Genomic DNA, 255 nt, shown 5'->3' with positions numbered 1-255 from the left:
CCTTTATCGTCCCACCGTCCGTGCCGTTAAGCTGCGTTGCCGAACTCTTGTCGGCGCCATTCTTGTCAGAACTTGCGACCTTGAACTGGCCCGAATAGATCGCGGCACCGTCGACGATGCCGGCATTGCCGTCGGCCTCGATGACCAGCGGATAGGCATCCGGATCGGCCTTGAGCCTGAGCCGCATCTGCCCGTCGCCGCCGGCCCTGCCTGTGGACGCGATGATGGTGCTGCGCAGGCCATCGAGCCGCAGCG

1 protein-coding gene is annotated in these 255 nt (G+C 64.7%); it reads right to left on the bottom strand.

What is annotated here, in order from left to right:
* On the bottom strand, positions 1-255 hold a 255-nt coding region (locus E5W87_RS27110), incomplete at both ends, for a hypothetical protein (RefSeq protein ID WP_292404653.1).

The organism is Mesorhizobium sp., assembly GCF_004962925.1.
Classification (GTDB): Bacteria; Pseudomonadota; Alphaproteobacteria; order Rhizobiales; family Rhizobiaceae; genus Mesorhizobium.
Note: the sequence above shows the minus strand (reverse complement) of the source record. Positions and strands in the feature narration are given on the sequence as shown.